Origin of the sequence: Paenibacillus sp. OAS669, assembly GCF_014873645.1 — a bacterium.
In the GTDB taxonomy this organism is placed as follows: Bacteria; Bacillota; Bacilli; order Paenibacillales; family NBRC-103111; genus Paenibacillus_S; species Paenibacillus_S vulneris.
The window spans coordinates 83,628-107,719 of record NZ_JADBDR010000001.1; the positions used below are offsets into that span (position 1 = coordinate 83,628).

Sequence of the window (24,092 nt, forward strand, 5' to 3'; positions counted from 1 at the left end):
CATACTAGTAATACTAGTATACATATTAATTGAAGGGATGCCAATAGTCTATCAGCTCCGAACCTTCGAGGATAAGAGATTTTGTCCGTACCGGTTTATGTACCTTCTTTTACAATTGGGGATAGCTATAGCGAACTATTTACTTTTTCATTGCTCAAAAGGAATAAAGGCGGTAAAATGACATATGAAACCTGTTTTTTTGTTGATATGTATTTGATTATCTGTTATTTATATTTATAACAAATAAAAACAAAAAAGGAGCAACGACCATGCAAGAAGCCTTACATTCCGGATTGAAGAAAGTCATCAATCAACTGATGCATTTAAAAAGACCTGATAACGAAGGACATTTAAAGGAATTGACCGACGAGGGAAAAGCCCTGGGCTACTTTCCGCGCGACTTTGGAATTGACGAATGGGACTGGCCGCAGGGCATCGGCTTATATGGCCTAAATAAACTCACAAATCAAGAAGGCTATGACGGAATCCAAAACTTCTTTGTAAAGTGGTCGAGAGAACAGATCGAACGCGGACTCCCCCTAAAGAATGTGAATACGACCGCGCCGCTACTTACCCTGATGGACCTGCCGGACATTGAGAAACTCGCTTTGGAATGGATGCATTGGGTTGAAAATGAATGTCCCCGCACCAAGGAAAACGGGATTCAGCATGTAACCTCCGGTAATACTTCGAAATTTGAGTTAAACCTGCACGATCAGGAAATTTGGATTGACACTTTGTTTATGGTTGTGCTGTTTATCGCCAAGATGGGCAAAAAATATAATAATCTGTCATGGATGAACGAAGCGACCTATCAGTTTGAGCTTCATATTAAACATATCTTTAATCCTGGTAATTCCTTGTTCTTCCATGGCTACGATTTCAAAAATGAAAACAATTTCAGTGAAGCTCACTGGTGCCGTGGGAACAGTTGGTTTACATTGGCCGCTCCCGAGTTTCTTGAACTGATGCAGGATTCCTTATCCAAAGAGTCTCGTGACCATATTTTCAGTGTTTATAAGGCTCAAGTGGATAAATTGGTTGAACTCCAAGATGAAAACGGACTTTGGCACACCCTGCTTGACGATCAGGATAGCTATACGGAAGTATCCGGATCGGCTGCAATAACAGCCGGGATCCTCAAGGGAATTCGTCTGGGTCTCCTCGATTCCAGTTACCTGTCGTCGTGCCGTAAAGCGGTTGCGGCCGTGTTGGAGAACATCTCGGAAGATGGTACAGTATTAAATGTCTCCGCCGGGACTCCAATCTGCGAACATAAGGAAGATTATAAAAAGATCGTCTTTGCGCCAACTGCTTATGGACAGGCTTTAGTTATCGTGTTGCTGGCCGAAGCTCTCTATCATACTGAGCTTTAAGCAGCTCTTAGAAAAATGAATAAAGGCCTGCCATCCAGGCAGGCCCCTTCCCTTTACCGCTTCGCCTTATAAAACTCATGATACAGCTTCATAAGCGCTCTTTTTTCAATTCGTGACACATAGCTGCGCGAAATCCCCAATTCCTTCGCAATCTCCCGCTGAGTCCGCTCTTCCCCGCCATGCTCGAGCCCGAATCGCCCAACGACGACTTCCTTCTCGCGGTCATCCAATATATCCAAATTCTTATATATCTTTGACTTCTCGATCTTCAGCTGCACTTTATCTACGACATCGTCGGCTTCTGTGCCGAGGATATCGATGAGGGTAATCTCATTCCCCTCCTTGTCCGTACCGATGGGGTCGTGAAGGGATACGTCCTTGCGCGTCTTCTTCAGCGAACGCAAGTGCATAAGGATCTCATTCTCGATACATCTCGCAGCGAAGGTCGCCAATTTCGTGCCCTTATCCGGTGAAAACGATTCGATCGCCTTAATCAGACCAATGGTGCCGATGGAGATCAGGTCCTCCAGATCTTCTCCGGTATTGTCGAATTTTTTGACGATGTGCGCGACAAGCCTTAAATTATGTTCAATAAGCAAATTTCGGGAATGTTGGTTTCCCTGGGACATCAATCGAAGATGCTTTTCTTCTTCATCCTCTGTCAAGGGTTGGGGAAACGCATTGTTTTTGACGTAGGAAACGAGGAGCATTAACTCTTTAATGAACAAGGCTATTGCGGAAAAGAAGCCGGGCATAGCTGCCACCCCCTACAAGTTGTGCGGAACATGAGGTTACTGGCTCCGCTTCAAGAGATCAGTATTATTTTTATGTGGGCGGCAGCCTATACGTGCCTGTACTTTGCAAATAAACTCAGACACACGGCTTTTTTATAGAAAAAGACGAAACAAATGTCATTTTGTGGAAAATGTTCTTTTTATGACACAAATATAGACACTAGATGTCCTTTCCGTCCCATTCCAGATAAAACTGCTCCAAAAAGGACTCCATATACCGATGTCTGCTTCTGGCAATCCGCCGTCCGGTCTCGGTATTCATCAGGTCGGAGAGCTTCAGCAGCTTTTCGTAAAAATGATTGATGGCCGTCGACCGTCCATTCCGGTATTGCTCATAAGTCAGCTCCTTACGTGGCGGATTTTCCGGATCGTAGATCAAGCTGCCCTTCCAGCCTGCGTAGGCAAACGTTCGCGCTACCCCGATGGCTCCCAACGCATCAATGCGGTCCGCATCCTGAACGACCTGAGCTTCCTTGGTTCGTACAGGCGGATTGTGTCCTCCTTTGAAGGACATCGTCCCGACAATTTCCAGAACATGCGACTCAGTCTCAGTATCGACTTCATAGGAGGCGAGAAGGTTCCGTACCTTGCTCATTCCCGCATCCGCAGACGGGTTCAGCTTCTCATCGGCAAGATCATGCAGCAGTGCTGCCAGCTCAAAAAGGAACGGATCGGCCTGCTCTCTTTCGGCTATATAGCGGGCCAGGCGGGTTACCCTCTCGATGTGCCACCAATCATGTCCGCTAGAGTCCGACTCCAGCTCTTTTCGTACGTCCTCAGCAGCTCTTAGCAATATATGTGCTTTATCCAACAGCTTTCCCTTCCCTCTCCTTCATTTAATGAAAAACTAAAGCATCGCCTCAAATATGTCCGAGTATACCTTGTTCCCTTCCCAACTTCAACTGTGCGCAGTATGTGCTGATTTCTCTCTTCTTCGGTACAACCATACAAGCATTACAGGACGGATGGACATATTCTACACCACGTGTGTAGTGACAGACAGCAAGCTATTATGCTTGACCAAAAGGAGTGGAGACCGTGGCGAGGGGTATCGTGGACGTGAATGTATGGGCAGAAATGGAGAACGACAGAATCATTCTCGTGTTGGATTGCGCCGGCGGATGGCCGAACGATCTTCGTCTTATCCCGGATCGAGAGAGCATTACGGTCAAACGAGGCAATGTCTCCAGTCAGATCACGATGGTTCAGGAGCAGGGAAATGAATGTGCCTTTAACTATTTGGAAATGAGTGCCGAGACGGCCCGAACGTTCGGTTTACAGCATGGGGACCGTGTTCAGTTGACTTACAATGAAGAAACAAAAACATTGCAAATGCAGCGTCTAAACACCAGCAGCGCACAAGCGACCTTGCTTCTCGATTCACGAAGGAACAAGGACGAAGTGATTACGATCGGGTACGTCTTACTAAGCTGGCTGGGGATTCCGGATCATGCCGTCGGCAGCGCCATTACATTGAGCCGGGGGGCGGTAAATAAGAAGCTCAAAGTCGTTGTACCGGAAAACGAGCTGGATGAAGCCTTTAGCATGAGTGCTTCAAACATCAAAGCGATGGGACTCACGCCCAGGAAAAAATGGAAGCTTACTTACGACCAGGATACGAGGACATTAAACATATCTTCCAATGCCTCCTCTACCACAGCAGGAAGTAGCAGAAAATCGAAGCGTTCTGCTTCAACGGTTCGTTCAGCACAATCTGCCAGATTGCAGCATTACAAGCCGGCAAAAACAGCAAAAAATAAGGCCAGGAAGCATTAGGAAAAAAATGTATAAAGAAAATTTAATATCCAATTATTGTTTTTAATGTATCTATACCACGCTTCAACCATGTATAGTAAAAAAGGATTCACTTTCGTTCTTAGGAGGTATGGTTGTTGAAGTGGTTAGTGTTGCTGCATGTCCTGTCAGCGATCATCGGGATTGGACCGACGTATTTTATTCATGTGCTGTACCGTAAAAGGCAGTCAGTAGGCGAGCTGAAGCAATCGCTGAGGTTAGGGGCGATGCTTAATTTATTCCCCAATATCGGAGGAAGCATTGCTGTAATCAGCGGGGTTGTTCTAGTCGCTTTGTCACCGGTACGTTTTCTCGATTTATGGATTATCGGCTCCTTAGTGCTGTACGTGATTATTCAAATCCTGATGTTTGCCGTCATCAGACCGAAGCAAGGGAAATTAAGGGAAATGCTGGACCAGCCCTTACTTAAGGATCAGGAGATGCTGTCGGAACCGCTGCAGCTTCAAGTGTCCGCCCTTAATCGAATACAGCTTGTTATTACTGTTCTGAGCATTGTGTTGTTTGTTTTCATGTTGGTTAAGCCGACTTAACAGCCCATGGATAGCTTTCACGAGGAGCAGCAACAGCTGCACCATTCCCTAATAAATATAAGCCTGCCCTCCGATGATATCGAATCGGAGAGCAGGCTTGTTTTCATATAGGAACTTCTGCTATATTACCTCGATCAAGCGGGCCAGCAGCAGCGTCCTGGCGGGAATATCGGCTATCGTCACATATTCCCCGGGCGCATGGGCGAAATCCCCGCTGGCGCCAAGGCCATCCAGCGTCGGAATGCCGCTGGCTGCGGTGAAATTGCCGTCGCTGACACCTCCGGTTGCCATCTCGGTCAGGGACAATCCCAGCTCCTCGGCGGCAATCCGCTGCGCCAGCTCGAAGAGCCTCGCGCTGGCCGGCGTGCGCTCCATAGGCGGCCTCATCATGCGGCCGCTGATGGCGATCTGAGCCTGCGGATGATGCGCCTTCAGCGCCATCAGCTCGGCATGCACGCGCTCGGCCTCCGCAGCCGACGGCACGCGAACGTCGATCTCCGCTTCCGCGTAATCGGCCACCACATTGGTGCCGATGCCTCCGCGGATGAGGCCGACGTTGACGTTCGTGCCGACCGCCGGGTCGGACATCGCGTGCAGGCGCTGGATCTGCAGCGCCAGCTCCTGGATCGCAGACACTCCGCGATCCGGTGCCACCCCCGCGTGCGCGGAGATTCCGCGCACTTCGAGCTTGTACCGCCCGCTTCCCTTGCGGGCGGTTTTGAGCGCGCCCATGGGGGCCATGGGCGGCTCCAGCACGAGCGCCGCGCTCGATTCGCGCGCGAGCTGCTCAATCAGCCCGCGCGACGTCGGGCTGCCGATCTCTTCGTCGCTGTTGAGAAACAGCGACACGCGCGTGTCCGCAGGCCAGGCTCCGCTGTCCTGCAGCGCCTTCATGGCGTACATCGCCTGCAGCACGCCGCACTTCATATCGTACACGCCCGGGCCGTACGCCCGGCCGTCGCGGATGGCGAACGGCCGTTTCGCCGCTTCTCCTGCAGGCCATACCGTATCGTAGTGGCCTACAAGCAGAATCCGCTTCGTGCCCTGCCCGACTTCGATCAGCAGACGGTCCCCCGCCTCTTCGTGAGCCAGCCTCAGCACGTTGGCGTCGAGCAGCTTGTGTGCCGCTGCGGTAAACCAATCCGCCATCCGGTCATTGTGCGATTTACTTTTCGAGGGCGAGTCCATGTTCACACACGCCTCGAGCAGCTCGAGCAGCTCCGGCATATAGCTTTCTATTCTAGCAAGTAATGACATCGCTCTCCATAACCTTTCCTTAAATCCTCCAGACCTCGGTTAGTGCGCCTGGGAATTGGAGCCAAACAACCGGTCCAACCCATACACAAATTCGAGGATCAAAATAAATACCAGGCTTAACAAAATAACGACCGAGGAAATCGAGGCCACCAACGGGTCCAAGGTTTCCTGCATATAGCTGAAAATCGCCAGGGGCAGCGTCGTCATCTGCGGGGATACCAGGAACAAGGACACCGTTACGTTATCGAACGAGGTCAAGAACGAGAAGATAAACCCCGAGATCAGCGCCGGCTTCAGCAACGGGAGCGTAATATCCCGGAACACTTGCCCGGGCTTGGCTCCCAGAATGTAGGCCGCCCTTTCCAGCGTGTAATCGTATGCGCTGAGTCCTGTCAAGGTCAGCCGGATAACGAACGGAACCGAGATCAGCACATGCGTAGCCAGCAGTCCCCAGAACGTTCCCGCAATGGCGATGCGGGTAAAGAACAACAGCGCCGCAATCCCTATAATTAACGAAGGAATCGTTAAAGGGGACAGCATCAGCGCGTGGATGAACTTTTTGCCCCGGAAATGGTATTTATGGATCGCGAGAGCGCCCAGTATTCCCACCAGGGTAGCCAGTACGGCTGTAATGGCCGCAAGCTCCAGGCTGAAGATGAAGGCATCGATAAATTCAGGCCTGTCGGCAATTTTCGCATACCATTTGAACGAAAATCCCTGCGGTGGAAACGACAATACATTCTTGGAAGTAAGCGAAACCGGTATAACGACCAGAAGCGGCGAAATGACGAACAAAACCACGAGGAACGTTATAAGGCCTAACAATGGAAATCGCCGCATCATGATGAGAACACCTCTTTATACCGTTTCGTTTCGATGATTCTGGTGAACAGCGTAACCAGCGCGTACGTCGATGCCAGCAGCAGGAAGGATAAGGCAGCACCAAGCGGCCAGTTCAACGTAGCCATAATTTTCTCGTAGGCGATGACCGGCAGCACCTTGACGGCCGTTCCCCCCATCAAAGCCGGAGTAACGAACGCACTCATCGATAGGCTGAACACGAGCGTAATTCCCGCGATCATCCCCGGCAAGCTGAGCGGAAGCGTGATCGTGAAGAAGGAACGCATCCGCGAAGCGCCCAGGATCCCGGCCGCTTTATACAGCGAGGAATCGATGGCGTACAAACTTGTTGCAATCGACAGCACCATGTAGACGACGAACGAATCCGTCAAGCCGATTACGACTCCCAGCTCGTTGTAGAGCAGACGGAGCGGCTTATCGATGATTCCGAGCTGCAGCAGCGTCGTGTTAATCCAGCCCTTTTCCCCCAGAATGACGACCCATCCGAAATTCCGGATGACGACGCTGATCAAATGCGGGGAAATGATAAGAAAGGTGACGATCCCCCGCAGCCTTCCGCTGGTTCTCGCCATAAACATGGCAACCGGATAAGCCAATAGCAGAGAGACGATAACGGTGTACAGGCTGAGCCGGATCGTCCGCCATAACACCCCGATATAATACGGGTCCTGGACGAACAATAAGTAGTTTTTCAATGTGAACTGCTGATGCTCATCCTGAACGCTCTGCAAAAAAATATACAGCATCGGGAGCAGGAATGCGCCCAGAAGCACGATTAGTCCCGGTGCCAGCAGCAGGAGCGCCGAGCGAAGCGATCCCTTAGATGGAGCAGATGATCCCGCCATCATTTATCGCTCCTTTCCGGGAAAGACGAACACGTCCTCCGGATTCCAGTACAGCACTACCCGCTGTCCCGGTTGAAGCTTGCCCTGCTGAGCAGCCGATTGTATGCGGACCATCAAGGTTTCGCTGCCCAGAGTCACCTCACACTCTACAAAGGAGCCCAGGAAGGACAGCTGCTTAACGGTTGCTTCCCCATGAGCATATTCCGAATTCCGTTGAAGATCGGCGGAAGCTTCGTCATCCATGGCCAGCATGAGCTTCTCCGGACGGATATAGATCGATACGGCATTTCCAGCCGTAAAGCTTCTCCCTCTCGGGTTCGCCTTCAGCTCAAAGGCTCCGCCGGAGGCGCCCGCTTCCAGAACAAGCTTGTTATCCGAGAAGCCGGTTACTTTCCCGGTCATCCGGTTCGATTTGCCAATAAACGTATGAACGAACTCACTTGCCGGCTCGTTGTAGATTTCCCAAGGGGTGCCGATCTGCTCGACCTTCCCGTGATCCAGCACGACGATGCGGTCGGATAAATACAGCGCTTCCTCTTGATCGTGGGTAACGAAAATCGTCGTCACTCCCGTTTCCTGGTGAAGCCGCTTCAGTTCATCCCTGAGCTCTTCTCTCAGCTTGGCATCCAGATTGCTGAGAGGCTCATCCAGAAGCAGCAGCGACGGCTCCGTAACGAGCGCCCGCGCTATGGCGATACGCTGGCGCTGGCCGCCGGACAGCTGCTTTGGATAACGGTCCGCTACATGGGGCAGCTTCACCAGCTCCAGCACGCGGGCGACTCTGGAAGCGATCTCAGCTTTCGGCACCTTGCGGAGCTTCAAACCGTAAGCTACATTATCGGCAACAGTCATATGAGGGAACAGCGAATAGGTCTGAAACACCATTCCCAGATCCCTTTTGTTAGCCGGGACGCCGTTCATCCGTTTGCCTTTGACGATCAGCTCCCCCTGATCCGGATCGAGGAATCCCGCGATCATGTTCAGTGTCGTCGTCTTGCCGCACCCGGACGGGCCGAGAAAGGAGATGCATTCTCCCTGCTCAATTTGCAAATCAAAGTTATCAACAACTATATTCGAACCAAACGTTTTGCGTATCCCATGAAGCTCTACATCGTAAGTTTTTGCCACGTTCTCTCACCTATTTTCCTACATTGGGTGCAATCTCTTTGTTGAATCGGTCAATCCATTCCGGTGTTTTGGCGCCTACGGTTTCCAGATCAAACTTCACGACCTTGCTGCGGTCGAAATCAAGCAGCTTCGCCGTATCATCCGGCAGCTTCACATTCGTCGCAGGGTTATAGTACAGCTTGCTGGCATACATTTTCTGAACTTCATCCGACAGCAGGAATTCTACGAACAGCTTCGCTGCATTCGGGTTTTTCGCGCCTTTGACGATCGTTGCTACGTTAGGCACCAGGTTCGCGCCCTCTTTAGGAACGACGAATTTCAGCTCCATTCCCGCATCCTTCTGCACAAGGCTGCGCGCCATGGTCCAGGTGGTGTAGGCTGCACTCTTGTTTTGCAGGTTTTGCTGCAGCTGAGCCGCACTCTTGGCAAAGGTAGGCATGTAGCTTGCGATCGTTTTCATTTTGGCGAAGCCTGCATCCATATTTTTCTCGTTCCCGCCGTTGGCGTAAGCCAGCATAATGAGGGTAGAACGTCCGAAGTTGCTCGAAATCTCGGAAATGGTCAGGTTTCCTTTCATTTCGGGACGAGCCAGGTCATTCCAGGATGTTGGAACCGGCAGGTTCTTCTCTTTCACCATGGCCTCGTTATACGAAATGCCCATCGGAGTAAAGTTAACGGCGACCCCGCTGTTGTCCTTCGTCTTCAGATCCTCGATCACTTTCTTCATGCTAGGAATGTCCTTGTCGTTCAGCGTGTCCCAGAGCCCTTCTACACGGCCTGCTTCCTGCTCCCCGCCCTCAATAATCGTGACGTCCATTTGTGGAGACGCTTTCTGCGCTTTCGCTTTAGCGACAATCTCGGTGGAAACGCCCGATACATAGGTCAGCTTCACATCAGGATATTTTTCATTGAATTTCTTGAAAATCTCGTCTTTCATCAACTGCTCAACCGTTGCGCCATTACCTGCCACTACCAGCTGCTTTTCCGGGGTTAGTGCGCCTTCGCCCGCTTTTCCTTCTGCCGCCGGAGCCGGCTTCGCCGCTTTATCCGTCGAGGAGCCGCAGCCCGCCAATACGCTGCCTAATAGAACGACGGCGGATAATACAGAGATTGTCTTTTTTTTCATTGATGTAGATCCTCCCTTTTTGATAGCTGATTATATGGTATAGGAATTTACTGGACCAGCAGCCCGAACGATCAGCCGTTGCAGCAAACGCCTTTCCAAAACCATTTTTTTAAAAATACAGCTCCGACCACTTGTTCACCATATGTGAACATTGTATACTATATGTGAACCATGGATAAATTCTAGCATGATTTAAAATTTTGCGCAATTGTTAATATTCAATTTTTGTACTAGGAAAATGACAACGATTGTGATAAAATACCAATATTTTCGTACTTGTCAAAGGGAGAAGGAATTCTATGGAAACGTATTTGTCTTCCGTCAAAAACAGCTGCCGCTTACTCAAGCTGTTCCTCGATTCGCCCAAAGAGCTGGGGGTTACGGATCTCAGCAAACGGCTGGGCCTGTCCAAGGGTGCCGTCCACAAGCTTCTTATTACTTTGGAAAGCGAAGGACTGATCCGGCAAAATCCGTCGAACAAGCAGTATGCCTTGGGCTATACTCTCCTGGAGCTTGGCAATAAAGTGCTCAAGGACCATAACATGGTGGAGTTTGCGCGCCCGCATATGCATCGTCTGGCTTCTACGACCAAGGAATTGGTGTGTCTGTGCGTCATTGACGGCACCGATGCCATTTATGTTGATAAAATCGATTCGCAATATCCGATACGCTTTGATATTGAAGTCTACCGCCGTTTCCCTCTTTACGCCACCTCCGCTTCGAGGTCGATTCTCGCTTTTCAGGCGGAATCCTTTATTGACGGTGTACTGAGCGAGGAGCTTCGCACCTTTACGCAGTATTCCTTGAAAAATCCTGCGGATATTAAGGAACGACTGAGTCAGATTCGCGCTAAAGGCTACGAGATGAGCTCCAACCTCCGCAATGTCGGCGTGACCGGAATTGCAGCCCCTATCTTCGACGCTTCGGGACAAGTCATAGCCTCCATCAGCACCATTGGCCCAACCGATCGCATGGTGCCGGCTCAAGAAGAATGGATTGCCGCCGTCTTGGACACAACCCGTACCATCTCTTTAGGACTTGGTTATAAAAGCGGGAGTTAAGACTGGAAGTAATCCTTCCCTTCCCGCTATAATAAAAATGACATCCGAGCCTGAATGGTTCGAATGTCATTTTTTTAGCTTGATATGAATACCGAGGCTTCACTTAAAACCAGTTTCCCCACACCCTGGGCCCCACTTCGAGTGGGGTTCTCACTTATTCCTTAAAGGATGCCACGAGCCGCTTGGCTTCGCCTGTTGGCGTCGTGATGGTTTCGTAGACGTTTACCGTCAGAGGGTATTCCTGTTCGTCGGTTTTCAAGTTATCGAACTGAATGAATTGCGTTCCGCTGACAAGCCGGTTGACGCCGGTAAAGCTTAGCGTTTTGACGGATAAGAGGCGTCCGGTAGGATCTACAAGCTCCAGCGACATCTTCGAGAAGTTCTGGTCTACGATGACCTGCTCCTGACGTTCAATATCGAGATCCAGCTTTAGTTTATAGGAATAGGTTGTCGGACTAGGCGCTGCCGCCGATGACAAATTCGCTTTAGCTGAAAGCTGCCATAGATTCACCTTCACCTTGAACGGGTAGAAGGTCAGCATTTCCTCATTCAGCGAATTCGGCTGAAGGGCCAGCCGATAGGCTCCGAGTGTTGTCGAAACCGGCGCCGCCGTTTTCGTATCTACGATTTTCAGAATGAAATTTTGGTCCTTCAGCTCGGAAGGCATGATATACGAATAGCTGATCACGTAAGAAGTATTCGGCATGATCTCCTGCGTCGTCGTGCTTTGACGGCTGCCCGAATAGGTCTGTCCGTTTTCGGTGATTAATTTGGTCTGGAACACCGGAATCGGCAGAGGCTGATCGCTGTGGTTCGTCAGCTTATACTTCCCTATCACCGTCTGATAGCCTTCGCCTTCATTCTCGTGCATATGAAGCTCTACCAGAGAGACGTCCATATTCGAATCGATCGCATCCGTATTCGTATCGAATCGGAAAGGCGTGTTGTACTCGTATGGAGCTCCTTCAATAGCAATATCCGATTGTCCTGCATTCGGCATCGTAATGGTCAATCTCCCGATAGAATAAGGAATGACGGTCGGATTGCCCTTGGCATCCAGCTGCTTGAACGTCTCGTTCGTCACTAGATTCAGGCTGCTCAGCACCGTGTTCTTATCGGTCGGGATAGCGTAGTGAATATATCGCTGCTCCTGAGGGTCGAGAGAGATGGCGCTCTGCTCTACCCTTTTGCCGGCGAAGACGGAAGCGTCCGTACCTGAAGCGTTAACAGCCCGGCCGTCCAAGCTGAACTCCGGAAGCGTCTCTTTTTTGGCTGAACGGTTCTGCACCAGCAGCTTGACGGAGGTCATGGTTCCCTGCTGCGTATTTTCAGTGCTTACAGCTACTGGTGTGTAGAACAGAGGGGAATCGATTGCAGGAATCTGAAACGACTGTCCCCAGGCTTTTATATACTCAGGCTGCGTCAATTGGGACAACGGCCCGTCCCAGCTAAGACCCGTTACGGGGACGGTCAGCACTTCGGTCTCGGTCTTGGGAAAGGAGTACCAATCGACAGACAGCCAGACAAGCTCAGACAAGCTTACCGCTTCTTTCCGGTCAACGGTGACGAAGTAGTTTAATTCTTCCGTTGTATTCGGACGGATCGCGTGGGCATTCAACACACTGGCCTGCAGTGTATATTCATCGCCTTCCGCCGTTCGTGCCCGCAGATCCAAATCCGGAATTTTGACGACTTTCCCTGCGCTGCTTTTCATTCTGATCACGGCCGCAATCTTGACTCCGTCCGAGGAGGATTCATTCAATAAGCTTTTTATTTCTACACTCAAGCTATCGTTCAGTTTGTAAGAAGGCGTGGCGACGATGCTAGTACCCTGCGCTGTCGCTTCTGCCATCGCTGCGGATGGGACCACCGTGTCAGCCCATGCTGCCTGGGCCGTTGTCATTAAACATACACTCATAAGTATCGATAAGGACGTTTTTTTCGTATTTATTCTCATGCTGCAACTTCCTCCAATCGCGTATTCACTTTCAACTTGCGGTTTTCCCAGAACATCATCAGCCCGATGCCCAGAGACAAAACGCCGATCATCAATAAAAACACACCAAGCTCAGCTGAAAAGTAGGCTATACTGCCGCCACGATAGCCCATCCCCCTTAACAATTTGAACAGCCAGGTCAAAGGGAGCATATGGCTGATCACCTGGATCGGATACGGGAAAACAATCGGCGCTACCTGTACCCCTGACAGCATGAAGGAGGGATATACGATGGCGTAGGTGCGAAGCGCGACCTTCGAAGGATCGGCTGCGGACCATCCGACAAGCATGCCCATCCAGGATACGGTCAGTGTGTAGAGCAGCAGCGGAACTATGAATTCTATGGCGCTTCCCGCGAACCGGAGTCCCCCGAGCTGCTTCAACAGCCCTATAGCGAGCAGGAGACTGATGCAGGAGATGACCGCATAAGGTACGACCCGCAGCCATAGTCCAATCGGATGATCCAGCTCCTGCAGAAGCTTCCCTTCCACTCTTAATCGCGGAACAATGGATGCCGCTGCTATGGCGGTAATCCCCAACGCGACTACATTGACAAAGCCGATAACCATGAAGCCTATAAAATCCGATGTCGGGTTATACAGCAGCCTTTGCTGCATCGATAACGGCGCTACGATGCCTGCAGCCGCTTCATCACTTAACCCCATAACCTTCAGCTTGCCTACGGACAAGGTCATATTTTCAATCGTGATAAGCTCCTGAATCCCGTTACGAAGATTCCCTACCGCAGAGGGCATTGAATTGTCGATCAACACGCCGATATTGACCTGCTTGCCTTGATAACGGAGCTGCTCCATCCCCCGGGGCAGATAAATAACGGCCATGTACTTTTCGTTCGCCAATAAGGTGTCAGGCTGCATCGCCTGATGAAATACATCCGTCACCTGCATGTACTGGGAGGCGTTCACCTTCTCCGTGAACTGCCTGCTGTAAATGCTGTTATCTTCATCGACTACGGCAATCGGCGCCTCATTGATCTGGCTGTTCTGGAACATGTAGCCGAACAATGCCGCTACGATTAAGGGAGCGATCAGTATGGCGGGAACGAATTTGCCGGTGAGTGCTATACGCCATTCATCGAGCTGGGATCTCATCAACACGCACCTCCGCAGTCATGCCCGGCAGCAGCTTATCTGTTCGATCCACATTGATTCGCACCTGGAAGGTGTTGAGATCGGCCGTTCCTTTCTCGCGAGTCATTCTTAAGCTTGCAAATTGCGGTGCCGCAGTAATATATTGCACGCGTCCTTGGACTTGATCAGGTAAAGCGGCAAAATGTACCGGTACCGTCATATCCGGCTTCAGCCTGCTTACCTGCTGCTCATCGACATACATATCAAAGTACAGCTTCTCGGTTTCTACAATTATGACAGGAGTACCCGAACCTACGTTCTCTCCCACCTTCGGGACGATCTTGACCACTTTACCGTCTACCGGCGATTTCAAGGTCATTCTTTCTTTCTGGATTTGGAGAGATTGCAATAATATATTTTGCTGCTCCAGCTGCTTGGCCAGTGCATCCAGACCGATCCGCTGGTTGTTGATATCCTCCTGCCCCAGCTGATTTTGCTCCAGGATGGCCTGTGCTTTATCCGTAACGAGGGCTGCCTGCTGCCTCTCCTGCTCCGTCGCGCCGTTCAGCATTTTGTTCAACGCCGCATTCTGCTGATCACGTGCGTTTTGCAGCGCAGCCAACTGGCTTCGCGCATTTTCCAAAGCGTCCCGGTGATCCTTGTAGGAGTATGGATTATTATCATATGTCTCTTCCATATTCAACAATTGATTGTAGAGCTTTAACGCGTGATTGTACGATTCCTCCGCCGCTGCAACCGCGAGCTTCTGTCTCTCAATATCCTCCGAACGAGCCCCCTCATGAACCTGCTCCTGAGAGGTCTGCGCCTGGGCAACACCGATTTGGGCTTGCTTCAGGGCGTTATTCAGTTTTTCCTGGGCAACTTGAAGTCCGTCCTCCGTCTGCTTGAGCTTCAGGGTCGTCACCTCAATATCCGCCTGCGCCTTCTGCAGCTGCAAATCGATATCGGTAGGGTCGAGTGCCAGCAGCACCGTTCCTTTGGTTACCCGCTGCTCTTCCTGAACCGGCAGATCGATAATCTTGCCGCCGACCCCCTGGAAGGATACGTTCACCTGCTCTGCGGTGACGATGCTTGCCTTCTTGCCTGCGGCCAAAGTCACCGCATCCTTCCCTTCCGCAGCCAGCATATAGCCTCCGCTGCCTAATGCTATGGCCAAAGCTACCACTGCTATTACCGCTGTATTCCGTTTCATATTCCTTTCTCCTCCCACATGATGCTTTTCTCTCTATACTTGACTGTCTACTGATCCTTGCACTGCAATCCGTTAAAAATAAATCGCGTCGTATACCCTACGACGGCTTCCAGGCTCTCCTCCTTGCCATGTGCCGAATCCGAGGCAAATACAGGCTCCAGAAACGGGCTGACCCTGGAGAAAATCAGCGTACCGAATATAAAATGCATCGTATGCGTCAACGATTCGTAGTCAAACCGGCCCATCTTGCGTCCGGCATCCAGAATAAGCCTCAGCTGCATCCATATCGAGTACACGATGGACTGAACCTTCTCCAGCCGCGGACTTTGCATCATGACTTCCTGCTGAAGCATATTGATGAGCTCCGGCTCGGCGATCCGAAATTCGACGAAATCGCGGATAAAGCTTCGCAGGTCCGCCTCCGGGTCCTTCAGATCATAGGTCGTCTGCGCGAATTGCGGCGTGAACGTTTCGAACAAAGCGTAATACACATTTTCTTTGCCGCCGAAATGGTAAGATACTAACGCCAGGGCCACCCCGGCCTCATCGCATATTTGTCTGACGGTGGTTCCGTCGAAGCCTTTGCGCGCGAACAGTCTCTTGGCCGCGTCCAAAATTTTTAATTTAACATCCTTCTGGTCCTGTTTCATGTCATTCCTCCCTTTGTTAAACATCCGCGTTATTTGTAATTGCGATTAATTATTGGTGTTATGTATACCTGTGCCATCCTTAGATAATATAACCAGATGGAAGTTGAACAATTGTTTTGAACGATTGTTTTGAACAAACGTTCAAATTAGCTATATCTGGATAATACAACCGTTCCGGGTCTTTTGTCAATAGGGTTGTGGGGTGCGTGAGGAACATCTCTCAAAGCGGGACCTTTGTTTACAGGCAAAATTGCAAAAAAAACTGCCCTCCCGGAACATAATCCCGAAAGGACAGTCTTTTTTTCTATGGCATCAGGCTGGTGCGGCCTACACGCTCGCCCCGACCTTGGTGCCTGTTTTATCTTTATAGCCGACATTATTGTTGCCCCAGCATTGCTCATACCGGAAGCCGGTCAGCTTTTCAAATACGGCGCGGGATTCGGTATCCGCATCCGCCATGGATCCGCCTTCTTTGAGGCGATCAATTTCTTTAACCAGCACTTTATGAGATTCTACATTCAGCTTGAACATCACAGAAGCAATAATCCCTGCGATCCCCAGTACAATCGTTCCGACAATCAATACACCAACGATGGCATGCTCTGCCGACAGCGGCTGTACAGCCTGCTTGGAAACGAAGCCGTACTGCTGCAAGACCCAGCCGAGCAGGAAGACGACGACCGCTCTCACCATTTTACCGGCAAACGTCATGACACCGGCATAAATCCCTTCTCTTCTGCGGCCGGTCAATGCCTCATCCACATCCGCCATGAATGTATACTGATTCCAAGGGATGTAATAAACCCCTCCGGTACCGAAGCCCATCACTAACGTAATGACATACAGCCACAGCGTCATGTTAGACGGATGAATCAGGTAAATCGCGAAGTAGCCGAGCACCGCGAGCAGCACGATGGAAATGGCCATAATGTAGGGCTTTGAGAACCCTTTTTTCACGCAGTAGCCGATAAATAAGTACGTTGCGATCAATTGAATGACCGAGTTGAAGCTCGATAGATTGGACACATGCTCGGAGCTTTGGTGCAGCGAAAAGACGATGAAATACGTGAAAGCCGATGTGAATAACCATTCTGCCGAGAAGCCTCCCAGATACATGCCAAGATGATGGCGGAAGCTTCTGACCCGGAAGGTGGAGGTGATATCGATAAACAGCTTCTTCATCGCATTTACAAAGCCGAGCTCGGGCTCGTTCTTAAGCTCTTCTTCCATTTCCTTCGCGGAACGTTCCCACGAATACTTGTACAAGAAGATCATCGCAATCACCAGAATGACCGCAAATACGATCCCTGTGTACAAAAATGGAGTCGGCGAATCTTTGCCGTACATAGCAATGAATCGGCCTGGAATGAACGCGGCGGCGAAGTTGGCAATTTTACCGAAAATCGCTTTAAAGCCGGTCAATCTGGAGCGCGCGCCAAAATCCTTGGTCATCTCTGCCGCCAAAGATTCGTACGGAACCATGATCGACGTATAGATCAGTTCGAACAAAATGTACGTCACCAAATAATACCAGTAGCCGAAGCCGTTCACCCACATTAACGGGTAGACGATCATTAACGGAATCCCGATCAGAATGAAAAATCTGCGGCGCCCGAACCTCCGTCCGATTTTCGTCCGGTGCAGATTGTCGCTGATAAAGCCCATAATCGGGTTGCTCACCGCATCGACGATGCTGGCGATCGAGAAAATGGAAGCCGCTTGAATAGCCGACAATCCGCAGAATGTCGTATAAAAGTACAACAGCCAGGCGCCGCTGACCGCAAGAGCTCCGCTCCCCAGCAGGTTGCCGCTGCCGTACGCCAAGGAATGCTTTAAACCGATTTTTCTTTCCATATTGCAGCCCCTCTTTGTCAATAAGTGATGTCATCAGGTCTAGTGGACATGTCCTTATTATAAAAGCGGGCCGCAATTTCAAGAATAAAATATATTCCGCAAATTGTTTGAGATTTTACGTACCTGTTTCACTTATTATCGTGAATCATGCATCATCGGGACTGTTTGAATTCCGAGGGGGTTTTTCCGGTGAACTTTTTAAAAATTACGCTGAAATACTGAGGATTGCTGTATCCCACCTGCTGCGCCACCTCGTAAGTCTTGAGCTCCTCCGACCGAAGCAGGCGTATAGCATTTTTCATCCGCGTCTCCGTCAGAAAATCGCTGAAATTAATTCCCGCTTCCTTCTTGAAAATCATGCTTAAGTAATTGGTGCTGAGATGTACGTGATCGGCGACATCTTGCAGAGATAACCCCTCCTGCATGTAATGCCGCTGGATAAAGGCGATAGCCTGGTCAACCATCTGCTGCTGCTGACGGCTTCGACGATCATTCACCGTTGCCGTAATACCAGCCAGAAACTCCCGGATCCGTTCGAACATCTCCTTCGCCGTACGCAGCTGATGAAGCTCCTGGAACATCTCCTCCACCGCCTCCTTCGCATAAGGGGGCTCGCTCCAATCCTGAAACGCATTGGCAATCACAAAGACGATCTCGATACAGAGCAGTCGTAGCCTTTCGAGCGTCATCGGCTGCTTTCCTACAATATCCTGCTCGATTGCCTCCAGAATCTGCATGGCCTCCTGCTCCAGACCCAGCTTCGACTTCAACGCTAGATTCGCCTCCCAGCCTTCCGCCATGGCCGGTACCGTGCTTTCCTCCGACTTGATCTGCGTATCCCGATAGGTCCACACTTGATTGGTTCCGGTCAGATGACGGAATTCCGTTGCGGCCTTCGCTTCCCTATAGGCGCCCGCAATACAGGACAGCTCCGTAGTCATCGAGCCGATACCGACAGTAATCGTCGTTTTCAAATACGTCTCAACATGCTGCCGGATTAACTCCGCTGTTTGGAGCGCCCGCCGCTCCGCGGTCTGTTCCTCCTCGTCACTGCAGTAAACGATTGCGATTTCGTCCTCCATGTACTCAAACACTAGGCTGTTCACACCGCCGGCGTTATGAGCCTCCGAGGCTAAGACCTCCATAGCTACGTTCTGGATACAGTACTTGAGCAGCTCTTGACCGAAGCGGTTTTTGGAGCCGGTCTCAAAATAATCATCGGCAATCAGCAAAATAACCGTATACACCCTGCCTTCCAGCTTCAGCTCCAGGAAGCGCAGCTCATTCTCGATTTCCTCCTGCTTGTATTTGCCTCTTAGCAAATTCTCGTAAAACCGCTGCTTGAGAAAAGGAATGCCCTCCATCACTTTCTTCGCGAGGCTCTGCTCCTGCTCCCACTCCTCCGCGGCACGCAGGGCGATTTCCAGCAGCTTATCGTTTTCAACAGGCTTCAGTACAAAGTCATACACCTTTAGCTTTAGCGCCTTTTGGGCGAATTCAAATTCATCGTAGCTTGTCATCAGGATGATTTTGGTATCCGGATAGTTAGCCTTAACCGTTTCTGTAAACTCCAGCCCATCCATGAAAGGCATCCGGATGTCGGTAATGACGATATGAGGCCGATGCTTCTCTACCGCCTCCAGTCCTTCCTCGCCGTCCATTGCAGTGGCTGCAACCTCAATCCCGTGCCGCTGCCAAGGAATACTGCCCGTAAGCCCTCTCAGTATAATTTGATCGTCATCGATTATAACGAGTTTCCACATTTGCTGAACCTCCCGCATCCCATCGTGCTAAGCGCGTCTTAGCGGTATCTTAACAGTAGCCGCCGTTCCGGCGCCCTCCTCGCTTACAAAAGACAAGCCGTAGTCCTGACCGTAATGAAGCTGTAATCGGCGATGTACGTTTCTGACACCGAAGCCTACAGGGGGAGCTTCATTCGGATTGCCTTCCGCAGCGGCGGACAAGCTGTTTTCAAGCTGCACAAGTCGCTCAGGCGACATCCCGGCGCCGTTATCCTTAACCCGGAGATAGACGTTATTCTCGTCCATCCAGCCTGTAATTTCGATGACTCCCGGACGGCGAATCTTTTTGACTCCATGATAGATCGCATTTTCCACGAGCGGCTGAAGGGTAAGCTTCACAATCAAACCGTCCTGCAGCTCTTCCGGCACATTGATCGTATACGAAATCCTGCTGCCGTAACGCTGATGCTGGATATACAAATACTGCTTTACATGCTCCAGTTCATTCGCGATCGAAATGATTTCATTGCCCTTACTGATACTAATGCGAAAATAATTCGATAGTGCCGTAATCATCTGCGAGGCTTCTTTCGTTTCGTTCATTTCGCATAGCTGCTTGATCGAAAAGAGTGTGTTGTACAAAAAATGAGGCTGGATTTGCGCTTGAAGCGCCGCCAATTCAGACAATCTTTTTTGCTCCTGCTCGTGCTCTACCTGGGCAAGAAGAAGCTTGATTCTCTCCAGCATATCCTGGATGCCCTTGCTCAAAATGCCGATTTCCCGGCTGGGCCGCTCAGGCACCGCTACATCCAGATTCCCCTGTTCAATACGGTCGATCTGCCGAGTCAGCTTTCCAAGAGGCCTTGCTATAATATTGGCCAGAACACCCGATAGCAGCACGACCACTATTAGAACGGCCGCCATGACGGACAGGCTGACATATTGAATGTCATTGATCTTCTCGTAGATTTCGTCCTGCGGGTACACCGCGGCAATCTTCCATTTGTTGATGCCTATCGTATCGTATAGGACAACCATCTTCCTGCCTTCCGAACTTCTCATATCGATCCTTCCGGATACCGGATTCGAAGCCTTCTGCAGCTCCTCGTGAAGCTGCTTCTGGTCCAGTTCGTACGGGCTCTGCGCGGCTTTGAAGCTTATGGCGCTTTCCGGACTGACGAGCATCAGGTAGCCGTTGTTGCTAATCTTCGGCGCAGTTAACAACTCGCGGAAAAAATCCTCCTTCAGCTGAATAAGGATCAACCCGGTCCGGTCTCCTCGAGGTCCGCCTACCCATTTGTATAATCCCGCCACATTCGCGCCGCGCTGAGCTCCCAGCTCGTCTTTATGAATGTTCAGCCAATAGACCTGTGATGCGGTATCGTACGGGTACTGAAGGAACGGCTTAACATCCCAAGCCGCATCCATCTGCAAATAGTCTTGGCGGAGTACGGCTATCCGGCCTTCGTTGTAATATATCCCTATGGAGTCAATAATGGTGTAAAAGTCGGAGTATACCTTGTCGATCTGCTTGCTCAAGGTCATATAGTCTCTAGGCTGTAATTCAAAGGACGGCTGCCCTGCCCTGTAAAAAAGACTCCGGATGTCGCTGCTGTTATCTAATGCCGTGAGATCGGTAAGAAGTGCCGTCAGCCGATCATTCATATAATTTTTCGTTTGAAACAGCGTATCGTTAATGCTCGTCTCCGCATTGGCTCTCAGCTGCTGCGAGGCCAGCATGTACGAGACGATCCCGGTTACTGGCACAAAGACGAGGATTAACGGAACGAACAGCCACAATATCGTCGATTTCAGAGATCGATTCGCCAGCCAACGCATGCTGCCCCTCCTCGCCCATAATAAGCTGTGCTATGAAATGCGGTTCGTTCGGTTTCGGTATTCATCATTCGCATTTTCCATGATGGCGGCCCAGTCGTTCAAAAATTGCTCTACCGGCATCGTTCCGGCCAGCACTTCCTGAAATTCCGGCTCCAGCTGCTGTTTCACCAGACTTGTATAATTCGTCAAATAGATGGGCACTTGAACCGTTCCGGTCTTCGTGTCCTTGATCGCTGCCAGTGCCTCTTGAAGGAATGGCGTATTCCGGATGTAGTCGCTGTCCCAGGCCTGTGTATTCGTCGGCATTTGGCCGACACTGGCATTCCAATAGATCTGGCTCTCCTTCGAGGAGAGGAAGCTCAGCAGCTTCCACGCCGCATCCGGGTTGCGGCTCGTCTTGAAAATACTGTAGCCGTTCGCTACCGTCACCATCGCTCTCTTGCCGTTTTGTCCCGGCGGCAGCAGCTCCGCCCCGAATTTGTCTGCCCCCAGAGCTTGAACATGGTCGTTATACGAACCGAAATTATGCTGAATCATTCCTGCCCGGCCCGTATCGAACGCGGCGACCATTTCTTTATACCCGTTGGCGATGTCGCTCTTGGACGTATTGATCTGGTATAAAGAAAGGTATTGCTTCAAAAATTGGACATGCAGCGGATGATTGATCGTACATTTCCCATCGGGTGTAAAATATTCGGTTATCCCCGAGTAGGCATAAAGCAAGGAGGTCAGCTGCGTAATACTGCCGTCAGCCCCTCTTAGGCTATACCCGTAGCGGGGAAGCGAATGATCGGTCAGCTTCCTGGCTCCAGCAAAAAAATCTTCCCAGGTGCGCGGAGCGGCAAGTCCCGCCTCGCGAAACCAATCCGTCCGATACCAGAATACATCGAAATTAAAGGTGTTAGGTATCTGATACAGCTTCCCGTCCGGCACCAGCGACCGATTATAGGTTATAAAGGTATCCCCGATTTGCGAATGCTCGGGCCACCTCTCAAAATAATTATCTAATGGCAGCAGTACGCCTTTGGACGCGTAATCGGCAAGCCAGGCTTCACTCAAGCCGGCAACATCCGGCATATCGTTCGAATGAATCGCTACATCGAACTTGACTTTATTGATGCTAACCGGAATACCGGTGTACTGCACCTCGATGTCCGGATGCAGCTCATGAAACCTCCGCAGCAGCTCTTTATAATACGGTGTTCGGCTAGGCCCCGCATTCTCATCCCAGAATCGGAGCACGACAGGGGGATGCTCCCCTTCGGCGGGGGACGGTGAAGACGGGAAGCTGTCACAAGCGGAAGCGGAGAAAGCCAACACCAATAAGCAACCTATCTTCCAGCTCCGAATTGGCATAAGAAGCTCCTTATATAATGATTTTCTTAGTATGGCAAAAACAACAAATTCCCATGAAGCCCGATACAGCAAATGAAAAAAGCCTGGTGCCGCAGTACACTGCAGCACCAAGCTTGGATTCTGTTACCGATGGTTATTTACTGCTTCCAAGAATATGAATCGGATGACCCATGGCCACTTCCGCAGCTTCCATCGTGATTTCGCCCAATGTCGGATGCGCATGAATGGTCAGCGCGATATCCTCAACGGTTGCACCCATCTCGATAGCAAGAGCCATTTCGGCAATCAGGTTGGATGCTTCCGCACCAACGATTTGAGCACCCAAGAGCAGACCGGAATCTTTGTCGCTAACCAGCTTCACAAAGCCTTCCTTCACGTTCATGGATTGTGCACGGCCGTTTGCTCCATAAGGGAATTTGCCTACGGCAACGTTGATTCCCTTAGCTTTTGCTTCCGTTTCATTCAAGCCTACGCTTGCGATTTCCGGATCGGAGAAGACAACTGCCGGAATGCACTTGTAATCTACTACGCTGGACAATCCTGCGATCGCTTCGGCAGCCACTTTACCTTCGTAAGAAGCTTTGTGCGCCAAGGCAAGACCAGGAACGATATCACCGATAGCATAAATATGCGGTACGTTCGTTTGGCATTGCTCATTAACGTTGATCAAGCCACGCTCGCCAACCTCTACGCCTGCAAGCTCCAAGGAAAGATCTCCGTCTGTGTTAGGACGACGTCCAACCGTAACAAGCACATATTGTGCCGTTACTTTCTTCTCTTCGCCTTTTACTGTGAAGGTAACCGTTACGTCTTTATCCGTTTGCTCGCAGCCTTGAGCCATAGCTTCTGTGAATACTTCCACATTCAGCTTTTTCAGGTTGCGTGCTACCAGTTGAGACATTTCTTTCTCGAAGCCGGGAAGCACAGCATCGGAGCCTTCCAGTACAGTTACTTTCGTACCGAACTTCGCATAGGTTTGACCCAGCTCAATACCGATGTAGCCGCCGCCGATCACAACGAGGCTTTCCGGAATTTCCGGAAGCTCCAGAGCTTCGGTGGAGGACAGGATGCGTCCGCCGTAAGGGAATGCCTTCAGCTCGATCGGACGGGAGCCTGTCGCGATGATGCAGTGGTTGAAACGGTAACGAGCCGTTTCGTTATCGTTAAACACGCGGGCTTCATGATCGTTGATGAACAAAGCTTCGCCGTTAAATACTTGAATTTTGTTGCCCTTCAGCAGCTGAGTAACACCGCCGGTTTGCTTTTTGATAATGCCGGCTTTCCATTCTTGAACTTTGGCAAAATCTACTTTTACATTCTCCGCCGTAATTCCGATCTCGGAGCTATGGCTTGCTGCTTCATAGTGATGAGCAGCGGAGATTAGAGCTTTGGAAGGGATACATCCGCGGTTCAAGCATACGCCGCCCAGTTCGGATTTATCTACAACCAATACGCTCTTACCCAATTGGGCGGCGCGGATGGCGGCTACATAACCGCCAGGACCTGCACCTACGACCAGAACGTCAATCTCAACGGAAGCGTCTCCTACTACCATTTG

General features: G+C 50.6%; 20 protein-coding genes. 4 read left to right on the forward strand and 16 right to left on the reverse strand.

Annotated features, from left to right (window positions below):
* Positions 1-269 precede the first annotated feature (269 nt).
* Positions 270-1,376: a glycoside hydrolase family 105 protein gene (locus GGC63_RS00300; RefSeq protein WP_192700644.1), complete on the forward strand. Its 1,107-nt coding sequence runs from the start codon at positions 270-272 to the stop codon at positions 1,374-1,376.
* A gap of 53 nt (positions 1,377-1,429) precedes the next feature.
* Here the strand turns inward: GGC63_RS00300 and sigK are convergent, their stop codons facing one another.
* Together sigK and GGC63_RS00310 are read right to left on the reverse strand one after the other, a co-directional pair.
* Complete coding sequence (gene sigK, locus GGC63_RS00305) at positions 1,430-2,131, reverse strand: RNA polymerase sporulation sigma factor SigK (RefSeq protein WP_192700645.1); 702 nt, start codon at positions 2,129-2,131, stop codon at positions 1,430-1,432.
* A 199-nt stretch (positions 2,132-2,330) separates the two neighbouring features.
* A complete protein-coding gene (locus tag GGC63_RS00310; protein ID WP_192700646.1) occupies positions 2,331-2,981 on the reverse strand; it encodes an HD domain-containing protein in 651 nt (216 codons plus the stop codon).
* Positions 2,982-3,208: 227 nt separating this feature from the next.
* Here GGC63_RS00310 and GGC63_RS00315 point away from each other — a divergent pair, with 227 nt between their 5' ends.
* Together GGC63_RS00315 and GGC63_RS00320 are read left to right on the forward strand one after the other, a co-directional pair.
* A complete protein-coding gene (locus GGC63_RS00315; protein ID WP_192700647.1) occupies positions 3,209-3,946 on the forward strand; it encodes a hypothetical protein in 738 nt (245 codons plus the stop codon).
* Between the two features lie 116 nt (positions 3,947-4,062).
* Entirely contained in the window at positions 4,063-4,515 is a 453-nt protein-coding gene (locus GGC63_RS00320; RefSeq protein ID WP_192700648.1) for a DUF2269 family protein, read from the forward strand.
* Positions 4,516-4,635: 120 nt separating this feature from the next.
* Here the strand turns inward: GGC63_RS00320 and GGC63_RS00325 are convergent, their stop codons facing one another.
* The 5 genes from GGC63_RS00325 to GGC63_RS00345 are packed head-to-tail and all read right to left on the reverse strand — an operon-like array spanning position 4,636 to position 9,732.
* Entirely contained in the window at positions 4,636-5,772 is a 1,137-nt protein-coding gene (locus GGC63_RS00325; protein ID WP_192700649.1) for a M20 family metallopeptidase, read from the reverse strand.
* A gap of 39 nt (positions 5,773-5,811) precedes the next feature.
* Positions 5,812-6,615 carry an ABC transporter permease gene (locus tag GGC63_RS00330; RefSeq protein WP_079912980.1) on the reverse strand — a complete coding sequence of 268 codons (804 nt, stop codon included), beginning with the start codon at positions 6,613-6,615 and terminating at the stop codon, positions 5,812-5,814.
* Positions 6,612-7,481, reverse strand: coding sequence for an ABC transporter permease (locus GGC63_RS00335; protein ID WP_079912979.1), 870 nt, complete (start codon positions 7,479-7,481; stop codon positions 6,612-6,614). The genes GGC63_RS00330 and GGC63_RS00335 overlap by 4 nt, the downstream gene beginning before the upstream one ends.
* Positions 7,482-8,606 (reverse strand): ABC transporter ATP-binding protein, encoded by a 1,125-nt coding sequence (locus GGC63_RS00340; RefSeq protein ID WP_192700650.1) that lies wholly within the window; start codon positions 8,604-8,606, stop codon positions 7,482-7,484.
* Positions 8,607-8,616: 10 nt separating this feature from the next.
* Positions 8,617-9,732 (reverse strand): ABC transporter substrate-binding protein, encoded by a 1,116-nt coding sequence (locus GGC63_RS00345; RefSeq protein WP_079912977.1) that lies wholly within the window; start codon positions 9,730-9,732, stop codon positions 8,617-8,619.
* A gap of 299 nt (positions 9,733-10,031) precedes the next feature.
* On the opposite strand from GGC63_RS00345, the gene GGC63_RS00350 reads away from it, so the two are divergent.
* A complete protein-coding gene (locus GGC63_RS00350; RefSeq protein ID WP_192700651.1) occupies positions 10,032-10,793 on the forward strand; it encodes an IclR family transcriptional regulator in 762 nt (253 codons plus the stop codon).
* 154 nt (positions 10,794-10,947) lie between these two features.
* Here the strand turns inward: GGC63_RS00350 and GGC63_RS00355 are convergent, their stop codons facing one another.
* The 9 genes from GGC63_RS00355 to lpdA all read right to left on the reverse strand — a co-directional run bounded on the left by GGC63_RS00355 (position 10,948) and on the right by lpdA (position 24,089).
* The gene (locus GGC63_RS00355) at positions 10,948-12,750 is read right to left on the reverse strand and encodes a hypothetical protein (protein WP_192700652.1); all 1,803 of its coding nucleotides are present in this window, start codon (positions 12,748-12,750) and stop codon (positions 10,948-10,950) included.
* Entirely contained in the window at positions 12,747-13,901 is a 1,155-nt protein-coding gene (locus GGC63_RS00360) for an ABC transporter permease (protein ID WP_192700653.1), read from the reverse strand. Before GGC63_RS00360 ends, GGC63_RS00355 begins: the two co-directional genes overlap by 4 nt.
* Complete coding sequence (locus GGC63_RS00365) at positions 13,882-15,093, reverse strand: HlyD family secretion protein (RefSeq protein ID WP_192700654.1); 1,212 nt, start codon at positions 15,091-15,093, stop codon at positions 13,882-13,884. Before GGC63_RS00365 ends, GGC63_RS00360 begins: the two co-directional genes overlap by 20 nt.
* Positions 15,094-15,140: 47 nt before the next feature.
* On the reverse strand, positions 15,141-15,743 hold the full coding sequence (locus GGC63_RS00370; RefSeq protein ID WP_192700655.1) for a TetR/AcrR family transcriptional regulator: 603 nt from the start codon (positions 15,741-15,743) through the stop codon (positions 15,141-15,143).
* A gap of 327 nt (positions 15,744-16,070) precedes the next feature.
* Complete coding sequence (locus GGC63_RS00375) at positions 16,071-17,597, reverse strand: MFS transporter (RefSeq protein WP_192700656.1); 1,527 nt, start codon at positions 17,595-17,597, stop codon at positions 16,071-16,073.
* Between the two features lie 152 nt (positions 17,598-17,749).
* On the reverse strand, positions 17,750-19,360 hold the full coding sequence (locus GGC63_RS00380; protein ID WP_192700657.1) for a response regulator: 1,611 nt from the start codon (positions 19,358-19,360) through the stop codon (positions 17,750-17,752).
* Positions 19,361-19,387: 27 nt separating this feature from the next.
* The gene (locus GGC63_RS00385; RefSeq protein WP_192700658.1) at positions 19,388-21,178 is read right to left on the reverse strand and encodes a sensor histidine kinase; all 1,791 of its coding nucleotides are present in this window, start codon (positions 21,176-21,178) and stop codon (positions 19,388-19,390) included.
* 30 nt (positions 21,179-21,208) lie between these two features.
* Positions 21,209-22,534, reverse strand: a complete 1,326-nt coding sequence (locus GGC63_RS00390) for an ABC transporter substrate-binding protein (RefSeq protein ID WP_192700659.1) — start codon at positions 22,532-22,534, stop codon at positions 21,209-21,211.
* A 133-nt stretch (positions 22,535-22,667) separates the two neighbouring features.
* Positions 22,668-24,089: a dihydrolipoyl dehydrogenase gene (gene lpdA, locus GGC63_RS00395; RefSeq protein WP_192700660.1), complete on the reverse strand. Its 1,422-nt coding sequence runs from the start codon at positions 24,087-24,089 to the stop codon at positions 22,668-22,670.
* Positions 24,090-24,092: the final 3 nt, after the last annotated feature.